This window comes from Collinsella sp. AM41-2BH (genome assembly GCF_003468085.1).
GTDB lineage: Bacteria > Actinomycetota > Coriobacteriia > Coriobacteriales > Coriobacteriaceae > Collinsella.
Window position 1 is genome coordinate 1 of the sequence record NZ_QSGH01000010.1, and the last position, 10,918, is coordinate 10,918.

10 protein-coding genes are annotated in these 10,918 nt (G+C 58.3%); 2 read left to right on the plus strand and 8 right to left on the minus strand.

Annotated elements, in window-relative coordinates; translation table 11 throughout:
• Window positions 1–97: 97 nt before the first annotated feature.
• The 8 genes from DW899_RS06265 to rnd form a co-directional block, all read right to left on the minus strand.
• The gene (locus tag DW899_RS06265; RefSeq protein WP_006234305.1) at window positions 98–1,276 is read right to left on the minus strand and encodes an acetate/propionate family kinase; all 1,179 of its coding nucleotides are present in this window, start codon (window positions 1,274–1,276) and stop codon (window positions 98–100) included.
• 120 nt (window positions 1,277–1,396) lie between these two features.
• Complete coding sequence (locus DW899_RS06270; RefSeq protein WP_117800354.1) at window positions 1,397–2,557, minus strand: MFS transporter; 1,161 nt, start codon at window positions 2,555–2,557, stop codon at window positions 1,397–1,399.
• A gap of 119 nt (window positions 2,558–2,676) precedes the next feature.
• The gene (locus DW899_RS06275; protein WP_117800355.1) at window positions 2,677–3,567 is read right to left on the minus strand and encodes a LysR family transcriptional regulator; all 891 of its coding nucleotides are present in this window, start codon (window positions 3,565–3,567) and stop codon (window positions 2,677–2,679) included.
• A gap of 41 nt (window positions 3,568–3,608) precedes the next feature.
• A complete protein-coding gene (locus tag DW899_RS06280; protein WP_035137921.1) occupies window positions 3,609–3,944 on the minus strand; it encodes a histidine triad nucleotide-binding protein in 336 nt (111 codons plus the stop codon).
• Window positions 3,945–3,993: 49 nt separating this feature from the next.
• Window positions 3,994–4,260: an exodeoxyribonuclease VII small subunit gene (xseB, locus tag DW899_RS06285; RefSeq protein ID WP_006234311.1), complete on the minus strand. Its 267-nt coding sequence runs from the start codon at window positions 4,258–4,260 to the stop codon at window positions 3,994–3,996.
• 42 nt (window positions 4,261–4,302) lie between these two features.
• Window positions 4,303–5,754 (minus strand): exodeoxyribonuclease VII large subunit, encoded by a 1,452-nt coding sequence (gene xseA / locus DW899_RS06290; RefSeq protein ID WP_369832244.1) that lies wholly within the window; start codon window positions 5,752–5,754, stop codon window positions 4,303–4,305.
• 115 nt (window positions 5,755–5,869) lie between these two features.
• Window positions 5,870–6,574: a zinc metallopeptidase gene (locus tag DW899_RS06295; protein ID WP_117800356.1), complete on the minus strand. Its 705-nt coding sequence runs from the start codon at window positions 6,572–6,574 to the stop codon at window positions 5,870–5,872.
• 64 nt (window positions 6,575–6,638) lie between these two features.
• Window positions 6,639–7,772 (minus strand): ribonuclease D, encoded by a 1,134-nt coding sequence (gene rnd, locus DW899_RS06300; RefSeq protein ID WP_117800357.1) that lies wholly within the window; start codon window positions 7,770–7,772, stop codon window positions 6,639–6,641.
• A gap of 98 nt (window positions 7,773–7,870) precedes the next feature.
• On the opposite strand from rnd, the gene DW899_RS06305 reads away from it, so the two are divergent.
• Window positions 7,871–8,788 carry a diacylglycerol kinase family protein gene (locus DW899_RS06305; protein ID WP_117800358.1) on the plus strand — a complete coding sequence of 306 codons (918 nt, stop codon included), beginning with the start codon at window positions 7,871–7,873 and terminating at the stop codon, window positions 8,786–8,788.
• A 397-nt stretch (window positions 8,789–9,185) separates the two neighbouring features.
• Window positions 9,186–10,918, plus strand: a 1,733-nt coding sequence (locus DW899_RS06310) for a C69 family dipeptidase (RefSeq protein ID WP_199570282.1), incomplete at its 3' end; no start/stop codon positions are given.

Below are 10,918 nucleotides of genomic sequence, written 5' to 3' on the forward strand. Positions count from 1 at the left end.
ATCAGCTCAATGTGTTCGGTTGAGATCGGAAATCAACCAACGAGTACAAAAGAGGAGCTGAACGGCGCTCGGTCGTCCAGCCCCTCCCCTCTTGCAATTACTTGCCGTTGACGATGCGCTCGACGTCGGAAGCGATCATGAACTCCTCGTCCGTGGGGATGACAAAGATTTTGACCTTGGAATCCTTGGCAGACAGGCACCATGCGCCGTCACCACGCAGGGCGTTGCGGGCATGATCCATCTTGACGCCCATAAAGGCCAGGCGGTCGGCCACGCCGGCGCGGACGGCAGGAGCGTGCTCACCGATGCCGGCAGTGAAGACCAGGGTGTCCATACCGCACATGGAGGTGGCCATCTCGGCAGCCTTGGCGGCAATCTTGTAGACGAACATATCGAAGGCGAGCTGGGCCTCGGGGTCACCGGCAGCGGCGAGCTCCTCGACGTTGCGGCAGTCGTTGGTCTTGCCGCCGGTCACAGCCAAAAGGCCGGACTTCTTGTTCATCATCTCGTCGACCTCGTCGAAGGTGTAGCCGCCCTCGCGCTGCAGGTAGCACACGGTAGCCGGGTCGATGGAGCCGCAGCGGGTGCCCATCATGACGCCGTCGAGCGGCGTCAAGCCCATGGTGGTGTCCATGCACTTGCCGTCCTCGATGGCGCACAGGGAAGCGCCGGAGCCGATATGGCACACGACGACCTTGCGGGCCTCGCCGTTGGTCATCTCGGCGACCTTCTTGGAGATGTAGCGGTAGCTGGTGCCGTGGGCGCCGTACTTACGGATGTGCAGCTTGTCGCAGACGTCCTTGGGCAGGGCGTAAGTCTTGGCGACCTCGGGCATGTTGAAGTGGAAAGCGGTGTCGTAAACCGTGACGTTGGGCAGGTCGGGATACTGCTCCAGGCAGTACTCGATAACGTTGGCCTCGGGGTTGTTGTGCAGCGGGGCGAGCGGAGCGACCTCGCGGATCTTGGCGAGGACATCCTCGTCGACGAGGGAGGAATCGCCAAAGTACCAACCGCCCTGAACGATACGGTGGCCGATACCCTCAATCTTGACGCCGTTGGCCTCGAGGTCCTTCAGGACAACCTCGATGGCGACCTTGTGGTCGGGGAACTCGATGTTCTCGGTCACCTTCTTGGAGCCGTTGGCAGCATGGGTGAAAGTGCCGCCGGTAAAGCAGACGCGCTCGCAGGAGCCCTTTGCGGACACCTTATGGGACTTGGTATCGATGACCTGATACTTAAGGGTCGAAGATCCTGCGTTGACGACCAGAACGTTCATGTGTCTCCCTACTAACAGGCGGTGTGGCGCCGCCAGGTTACATACGCTTCAATAATAAACCCAAACGCCCTCGCGCTCGGGTTTATTGCGTTGATATATAAGTTATCGGTGCCCAAATACTCATGTCCTTTGGCTTGTAAGACGAAAGAGCGCGGGGATATACACCAAAGAAGAGGTTCCGAGTGCGACAAGCAATATGACTCGAATGCCCGCGATGCTGCTCAACACAGCATTGAACAGATAGAAAAGGATGGCGCCCACCGCCACCATCTGGCTTTGAACCGAAATCAGTGAACAGCGCATCGAAGAATCGGCTACTTTTTGAAAAATTGAGTATTTAATTGGAGCAAATAACGAGTACGCAACCGTCTGCAGCACATAGAACACGGGCAGCAAATTAGCCGGAGTAAGGGGAATCAAAAACAAAGCTGTCAGGAAAAGGCGCACGATGCCGCAAATACGCGCAAAGCGGCCCTTGTCGACATGAGCAATCGCGCAGGGCACAATAAGTCCCATGGAGGCCGAGGCAAGGAGCTGGACCGCAATGGTGACACCCGAAGCGACGGCATTCATTCCGCGACCCGCAAGCAGCAGTGAGAAAAAGTCTTCCAGGGCGACAAAAGCAAATGCCTGAGAACAGTCCATGATGAACGCTGAACGAAGAATGCCATTACCCGCAATAGCGGTACCGATCATCTTCGGGCTAATCCCATGTTCAGGTGTCGTCGCAGTGCCCCCTCTTCGCATTTCAGGAATGCAGACAACGACAACCAACGTCAACACCATTGCGATGATATCTGCCGAAAGACCGATGAGATATGCACCGACAGACGAAATGAAACCGCCCACGCAAGCGGAGATGGCATAAGAGGCATAGAAAACAAATCGCTCAACGACATTAAGTCTTACGAGCTGGTCCCGAGAGACGCTGTCAATGTAAATCGCTTCTATGGATCCGCTCAGACATGCAACGGCAAAACCTTTGAGAGCGAACGCACCGATTAAAAGTAGAGGGGATCGAACGAGAAGCAGGGCGGCGTAGTATCCAAGCATCCCCACGACGCCAACGAGACCGCTTGTCTTTCGTCCAAACCTATCGGCAATATAGCCAGTGGGAACTTCGAGGATGAACTTACTCACTTGATATGCAATCATCATGCTAGAAATCGCCACCATCGAGAATCCGACGAATTCAAGGTAAACCGTCAGAAAATACAAAATGGTGCTGAAATTCGACAGAAAAACGAACGTCATATAAAGCAAAACCGTACGGTTTTTCATGCTCCGCCCTCCAAGAGTCAGCAATCTAAATCGGAATCTTGGAAAAGCATGAGGGCAAAGCTGTCAGCTATGTGTTGCAGGGCGTCAACATTCACTTGACGACACGAGGCCAAATGGCCTCACGAAGCGAGATGACGCAATAGGTGGAGAAATACCGTCTGGTGTCGATCGGTCCAGGCATTTTGTCGATAGCAAAAGTAAATGGGCAAGGCTACGTCATGTGAGGCTTCAATGGAGCACTCGCTCACTTCCGATCCATCCGATGCGAGAGAAGAGCCAGAAAAACCCAATATCAATCCCCCGGCTTGAAGAAACTCAGCCTGCGCCCTGTTTTCGTATTCGACATCACGGAAGCGAAAATTGACGAGCTGGGCTTCAGGGCATTGGTTAATCGCATTGAGACAGGGTGACAAATTAATGGGAATAGCGAGCCTGCCGCCCAGTAACTCACGAATGGTCATAGCGTCAACAGATTGATGACCCGCTGGGTATGAAAGAACCTTGAGCTCCTTTTCACCCAAATATTTTGAAGAAAGGACGCTGTCCCGTGGTTCCTCAAACGAGATAGCCGCGTCCGAAATTCCAAGTATAAGTGATTCAAAGCATGTAGCCGTTGGCTGATGCCACACATCAAGGTGAATCTGAGGGTGCGAGCGTTCAAACGAGTCATACCAGTTTTCGGCAAAAAGGCGCCCCCGCCCATGAAGGCAGGGGGCGTAAAGACGGAAATGGCCGTCGGGCGAAACGCCGCCGTTCCCCGATTGAGCGTACTTTTTGAGATCGTCGACTTGTGCCAGGATCACGCGTGCACGACGCGCAAATTCTCTGCCCGCCGGAGACAAAACAGCCTCCCCCGCCGATCGGTTGAGCAAAACAATCTGATACTCAGATTCCAACTTTTTGATTGCCGACGAAACGGCCTGTGGGCTCACATGAACGGCTCGAGCCGCTTTGCGCACGCCGCCGTAGTTCGCTACCGCTTGAAGGTATTCGAGTTGAGAAAGCTGCATAGGTTACTCCAAAGGCAGCCAAGTCGACGACCTACGCGCACTCAGATGAGGTTCTCGCCCAGGTTCTTGCCGCCGAGGACGTGCATGTGGAAGTGCATGACGGTCTGACCGGCGTTAACGCCCTTGTTGGAGATGACGCGGAAACCGTCCTCCAAGCCCTTGGCCTTAGCGACCTCCTGGATGGCGTGAGCCATGGCGCCCATGGTCTCGGCCGGTACGTTGTCGGCGATGTCGCTGTAGTGCTTCTTGGGGATCACGAGCGTGTGGACCGGCGCCTGGGGATTGAGGTCGTCGAACGCGATGACCTGATCGTCCTCATAGACAACGGTCGAGGGGATCTCGTGGTTGGCGATTTTGCAGAAGATGCAATCACACATGGTTGGTTCCTTTCTCACAGACCAAGGTAATTATATTTGGTCAGGATGGTTAGAACGAGAGGTTGTCGTCGGTGTTGGCGGCCTCGCCGTCGGCGAGCACGTCGTTGCCGTCGACGTCCTTGAGAAGCACCGAGACCTTCTGCTCGGCATCGGACAGGCGGGTGCGCAGGCTCTTGAGGAGCTCGACGCCGCGGGTATAGCTCTCGAGCGACTCCTCGAGCTCCATATCGCCCGACTCCAAGCTGCGAATGATGAGCTCCAGCTCCTGCGAGGCCTGCTTGTACGTAAGCTGCTCGACCGGGGTCTTCTCTGCCATATCTGTTTCCTTTCCTAAAGGTTTATCGCTATGAAACGCGGTCTATTCGACCGTATCGACCGTTGCCGCCACGTTGCCGTCTGCCATGCGCACGCGGATGGCGTCGCCGGGCTTAAAGGTCTTGGCGCTCGTGGCCACCCCATCATCGCTGTACGCGATGGAATAACCACGAGCAAGCACCTTGAGCGGCGACAGGGCATCGAGCGAGGCTGCCGCACGGCCCAGGTCGGACGCTGGCTTGTTGAGCATCGTGCGCCCCTGATGCTCCAGACGAGAACTCGCAAGCGCGAGCGCATGGCGCTTGCCATCGAGCCCCGAGGTGCTTGCAACCAGACGCTCGGGCAGGTGCTCAAAGTTGGAGCGGAATGTCCCGACCGAGCGCGCTATGGCGCCCGACAGGCGATCGGCCGTCAGGGCAAGCTCAGACTCGCGACGCTCGACCATAAATGTGGGGTCGTTGAGGCACGGGCGGCACGCGGCTGCATCGAGTGCGTCGCCCAGACGAGCCGTATAGGTGTCCCAGGCACGACGGCCGCGTTGGTCGAGCATTTCCAGATCGACCTGATCCGACCCGATCATCGAAGCCATCGCGGCGCCCAGACGCTGATGGCGCGTCTCGAGCACGTCGGCCAACTCCGTCATAGCCGGCGCCACCGATTCTGCCGCTGCCGTTGGCGTGGAGGCGCGACGGTCGCTCACCATGTCGCAGATCGAGGTATCGGGCTCATGCCCAATGCCCGTCACCACAGGCACGGGACAGGCTGCCACCGCACGGGCAAGCTCCTCGTCGTTAAAGGTCATGAGGTCCTCGAAGGAGCCACCGCCGCGCACCAGCAAGATGCAATCGGGTGCCGGCGTAATGGCAGCGGCGCGGCGCAAGCCTTCAATAAGCTCTGCCGGCGCACCCTCGCCTTGCACCTTGGCACCCACGCAAACAAGCTCGACAAGCGGGTTGCGACGGCGCAGTGTGCGCTTGACGTCGTCGATCACGGCACCCGAAAGCGAGGTGACGACTGCCACACGCGAGCAAAACACCGGAATGCGACGTTTGCGCGCCTCGTCCATCAGGCCCTCGCGACGCAGTTTTTCGGCCAACTGAGCCACCTGCTGACGCAGCAGGCCCTCCCCCGCCAGCGAGAACGAGCGGGCAACGAAGCTCATGCGACCCGTAGGCTTGTAAAGATTGAAGCTACCCTTAAAGCTCACCTGCATGCCGTCGCGCAAGTCGAAGGTACGCTTAAGGTAGGCGCCCTTCCAGATGATGCAGTCGACGGCGGCCGAGTCGTCCTTGATTTGGAAGTAGCAGTGGCCGCTTCGGGCATTGGGACCGCGGAAACCCGTGACCTCACCCAAAACGCTCAGCTGCGGAATGGCATCGAGCGCGCCGGCGGCGATCTCTACCGCTTGGCTCACGCTGAGCTCTTTGCGCTCCTGCTCTTCCGATCCGTCGAACTCGGCGGAAACGGTATTGCCGGTCAGATTCCAGCCTGCCACGCAGCCCCCTTTCGTCATCGTGCACAAGGGCTTCGGCCCTGCGCAAATTCAAGTCCAACACATAGTACAGCGCCGCGGGGACACAAATCCCCACGGCGCCCGTCGGTCCCATTTGTTATCGGTTGGAGTTTCTGTTGTAACGAGCCATAAGGTAGAGCAGCTGAATGATCGAAGTGAGCGCTGCAGCAACATAGGTAAGCGCAGCGGCCGTCAGGACCTTCTTGGCACCGTTGACCTGCTTGGAGCTCATACCCGACTGCTCAATATACGCCACGGCGCGCCGACTGGCATCAATCTCAACCGGCAGCGTAACCAGCTGGAACAGCACGCTAAACGAGAAGAAGATCAGTGCGAGGGTCGTGAGTCCCGCGATGTTCATAAACAGGCCCATGAGCAGCACGATCGTCCAGGTGTTCTGGGTAAAGTTGACGACGGGGACCAAAGCGGTGCGCACCTTCATCATGGCATAACCACTTTGACGCTGAGCGGCGTGACCCGCCTCGTGACAAGCGACGGCAACGCTTGCGACCGAACCGCCCGAACGGTTGGCGTCCGAGAGATACAGGTTGTTATCCTGCGGGTTGTAATGGTCGGTGAGCTCACCGGCGACACCCTTGATACCCACGGCATTGCAACCGCTGGCGTCAAGCATGCGGCGAGCGACCGTGGCGCCCGTGTCGCCGTCTGAGCGAACCTTGGACCAGGTTTTGTACGTCGAGTTGATATAGTTCTGTGCGGCAAGGCCAAGTACCGTGCAGACAAGAACAACCAGCAGGTACAGTGGGTCGATGCCAAAGCCGTATCCATAGTAATAAGGCATGCGAATTCCTCCGAATCGAGTTACACGTTGGAGGCATTTTACCCACTCAAGCGGCTAGGCTTCCTTATAGCAATTCAATTTTGCCATCTTTGACCGTCAGCCCCATATTGCCCGAGAGCAGATCGTCCAGGCGCGAACCAACAAGCTCAAAACGCCAGCCTTCACGCAGGGGGCTCTGCTCGGGATGCTCAATATAGTCGGCCAGGTCATCGCGCGAGGCAATGACCGAGGTCGCCACTCCCGAGCGTTCGGCAACCAGGCGGATGAGCGCGTACATCAGGTCCGTCACGCTCTCCAGCTCCGGCGAAATCTGGCGATGCCCGCGCACCATGAGCGGCAGGCGATCGTGCGGGCAGCTCGCACCGCGCTTGATAGCCATGAGCGCACCGTCCACGTCGCGCTCACCCAGCTGGTCGGTACCGCGGATGCTGCGGAACTCCTCAACGCGCACGGGGTTACGCTTCACAAGCGCCAGCAGCGTGTCGTCGGACATGACCCACTTGCGCGGGATGTTGCGGCGCTCGGCGCGATCCTCGCGCCAGGCGGCGAGCTCGCGCGCGATACCCAGCTGGTGACGGCTGCACGAATTGATGCGTTTGACCTTGCGGAACGCCTCGTGGCGATCGGCGCGATAGTGCGACTCGTCGGCCAGCGGGCGCAACTCGTCGAGCACCCAGTCCACACGGCCCAGCTCGCGCAGGCGACTCATCATCTCGGTATAGGCGACGATCAAGTACTTGACGTCATCGATCGCGTACTCGATCTGCTTATCGCTCAGCGGGCGGCGCGACCAATCGGTTAGCGACTCGGTCTTGGGCAGCGATACGCCGCAGAACGCCTGAACGAGCGCTCCATACGAAATCTGCTGGCGCTCGCCCAAAAAGGCGGCGGCAACCTGCGTATCAAAAATCGGTCGCGGCAACGCTCCCACAGTGTGGAGCATAACTTCCATGTCCTGCGAGCAGGCGTGGAAGACCTTGATCACGCTCTCGTCGGCCATAAGCTCGGCAAGCGGCGACAGGTCGTCGATCACCAGCGGATCGACAGCGACACTCTCGGCGGGGGTGGCAATCTGGACCAGGCACAGGCGCGGATGAAACGTGCGCTCGCGCAAAAACTCGGTGTCGACGGCGATCGCGTCGAACTCGCGGGCGCGCTGGCAAAAGTCGACCAGAGCCTGATGTGTGGAAATGTACATATCAACCCATCGAATAAGGTTAGGCCCGAAAAACACGGGTAGGATATCGGCATTGCCCTACAACTATACTCGGTTAGTCACAGAACGGGAACGTAAGTATGCGCTGCCTTATCATCCACAATCCGGCATCGGGTCCCAGCTCAGATGAAATCTACGCATTCACGCACGCCCTTGCACAGGGCGGCGACGAGGTCGTGATGCGCTTTATCGGCGATGGCATGGAGCCCGAGGACGCCGTGGCAGACGTTCGCGAGTTCGACCGCGTGGTCGTTTCGGGCGGCGACGGCACTGTCTCCAACGTGCTCGATCAGATGCGCGGATGCGGCGTCCCCACGCTCGTCTTCCCCTCCGGCACGGCCTGCCTGTTCTTTAACAACATCGGCAATGCCCCCGAGGCGGCGGCGCTCGCCAAGGCATGCCGCGCCGGCCGCACGGTCAAGGTGGACATGGGCGAGCTCTTTTGGCTCGACGAGAACGGCAACGAAAAGCGCCATGGCTTTATCATCATCGCCGGTTCGGGCTTTGACGCCGAGATCATGATGAAGGCCGCCCCCACCAAAAACGACATCGGCGAGATCGCCTACTTCCTCTCCGCTCTCGCCACGCCCAACCCCACGGTGGCGCACTTTACCATTGAGCATGATGGCATTGTTGAGGAGCTCGACGGCATCTGCTGCATGGCGGGCAACACGTCTGTCATCCAAAACGACATCAACCTGTTCCCCAACTGCCGTATGAACGACGGCATGGTCGACATCGTCGTTATTGAGCCCGTGCGCACGGTGCAGTTGCTCCCCACGGTAATCACCGCCGCGCTCGACCCCGCCGGCAAGGTACTCGGCCGCCCGCAGTTTAAGATCATCCAGACCAAAGAAGCCAAGATTACCTGTACGCCATCGCTCGGCATGCAGTTTGATGGCGAGATCATCTCCAGCAACTCCGGCGTCTTTGGCGCCCGCGCGCTACCGCAATGCCTTGATATCATCGTCGACGAATTCTCGCCGCTCGGAAAATAGGAGGACCCCCGTGAACGACAACCCCATCCTTGGCTTTATCGTCATCGTTTTGGCCATGCTCGTCGGCTATGCCATTAACGTGATTCACCGTCGAAAGAAGTAGCCATTACTCTTAGACGGCCCGTGCAGCCCGGACCCCTCGCCGGCATGAAACCACATGCCGGCGAGGGGTCCGCTTTTTTCTTGACGCTTTATTTAGCTACATTTTTCTCTGGCGTTATACAAATTGATTTCCCACTAAATGAGTTCAATTTACCGTTAATCGCATATTTCGCTACGCTTATCGAGTAAATAACTTTCATGAATGTATATTGTTTCGAATTCGTTACGCTAAGGGGGTGTAATTATTGGGTGAAGCCCTCTGGAGACAGAGGGCTTTCGCACGCTGGGAGGGAATATGAGTAAAACTCATCCCGTCAACGCGCTCAAGAAGCTTGGCATAGGCCTTGCATTTGGAGCTGCAACCATCATGTCCATGCCGACATCTGCGCTCGCCTGCACGCAGATGTACATGGGCAACAAGCTGACGGCCGACGGTGACACGTACTATGGCCGCGCCGAGGACTTCGATAAGCGCTACCTCAAGCACTTTGGCATTGAGCCTTCTCACGGCCCGGGGCATACGTACGGCTCGGACGAGTCCGCATTCATGTATACCTCGACCAAGACCACGTATCGCTACACCTATGTACGCGACCATCCCTCCCAGTGGCACGGGCGCTATGATGCCTACTCTGAGGCAGGCATCAATGAGAAGGGCGTGTCCTGCTCCGCAACGCTGACCACCGGCATGAATGCTGATGCTGAGGCAGCAGACCCCCTGACCAAAACCGGTATTGGCGAGTACAGCTACGGCAGCGTTATCTTAGGTGAAAGCGCCAATGCACGTGAGGGCGTCGAGCTCCTCGGCAAGATCATCGACGAGCAGGGCGCCTGCGGCAACGATCAGATTATCATCGCCGACAGCAACGAGACTTGGCTGTTTGCCGCACTTTCCGGCCACCAGTGGATCGCCATGAGGCTCACTGACGATATCGCCTCGCTCAACCCCAACATCGGCAACCTCAACTACAAGGTTGACCTCACCGACACCGCGAACTGTCTCCACTCTGCGACCATCGAGTCCATGCCTAAGGAGAATGGCTTCGCCAAGTACTTCGATGACGGTCAATTTGACGTTGCCCAGACCTACGGCGAGGCAATTAGCGAAAAGGCCATGCATTCTTGGGCCCGTTATGTCCAGGGTCGCGCCTACTTCGGTGTGCCGCTCACCGAGGGCACCGACTACGAGATCGTCAAGGACGAGCGCGAAGATGCTCGTGCCACGACCGGCGCCCTGGTTAGCAAGGCGCAGCCGCTGTTCTTCCAGCCCGGCAAGTCCGACTGGAACACCTTTGAGATGATCCGCGCGTTTGGCAACCGCGGCGAGAAGGTCCCGGGCCTCAACGCCAACACCGACGGCGCCTACGCCATTGGTACCGAGACCAACACCGAGGTCAATCTCTTCCAGATCCGTCAGGGCATGGACCCCGAGATCGCGACCATCCAGTGGGAGATGCTCTCCCGCGCCGCCTACTCCGTCGCCATCCCCTACTACTCCGCACTGCTCACCGAGGTTAGCCCGTACTACAGCGACCAGACCGTCTCCTTCGATCACTGCGAAGAGGAGGACATCGTGAACAACGAGGAGCCCGAGAACTCCATCAACTATGTCCTCATGGACATCAGCTCCCTGTGCTTCGAGCACCGTGAGCAGCTCGGCACCGGCGTTCGCGCCTACCTCGACGCTCTCCAGAACGAGCTCATCGAGCAGAACCTCGAGGTCGACAAGGCCATGCTCGCCGAGACCACCACTGAGGGCCGCACCGCCCTGGCCAACAAGGCCGGCAACGCTGCCACCAAGAACACCTATGTCAAGTGCAAGGCCCTGCTTCAGGAGATGCGCGCTTATCTGAAGGCTGAGGACTTCAGCAAGCCCTTCACCCCGAGCGACCTGAACACCGAGACCAACGGCCTCAAGGTGTCCATCACCTACGCCAAGGACGCCCTCGCCACCGAGCAGCCCGGTACCCCCGACAAGCCCGAGCAGCCCGGTACCCCCGACAAGCCCGAGCAGCCCGGTACCCCCGA

Excerpts from the sequence above, each read along its gene's own strand:
- DW899_RS06265 (WP_006234305.1), bottom strand. The coding sequence starts at position 1,276 with ATGAACGTTCTGGTCGTCAACGCAGGATCTTCGACCCTTAAGTATCAG.
- DW899_RS06270 (WP_117800354.1), bottom strand. The coding sequence starts at position 2,557 with ATGAAAAACCGTACGGTTTTGCTTTATATGACGTTCGTTTTTCTGTCG.
- DW899_RS06275 (WP_117800355.1), bottom strand. The coding sequence starts at position 3,567 with ATGCAGCTTTCTCAACTCGAATACCTTCAAGCGGTAGCGAACTACGGC.
- DW899_RS06280 (WP_035137921.1), bottom strand. The coding sequence starts at position 3,944 with ATGTGTGATTGCATCTTCTGCAAAATCGCCAACCACGAGATCCCCTCG.
- xseB (WP_006234311.1), bottom strand. The coding sequence starts at position 4,260 with ATGGCAGAGAAGACCCCGGTCGAGCAGCTTACGTACAAGCAGGCCTCG.
- DW899_RS06295 (WP_117800356.1), bottom strand. The coding sequence starts at position 6,574 with ATGCCTTATTACTATGGATACGGCTTTGGCATCGACCCACTGTACCTG.
- rnd (WP_117800357.1), bottom strand. The coding sequence starts at position 7,772 with ATGTACATTTCCACACATCAGGCTCTGGTCGACTTTTGCCAGCGCGCC.
- DW899_RS06305 (WP_117800358.1), top strand. The coding sequence starts at position 7,871 with ATGCGCTGCCTTATCATCCACAATCCGGCATCGGGTCCCAGCTCAGAT.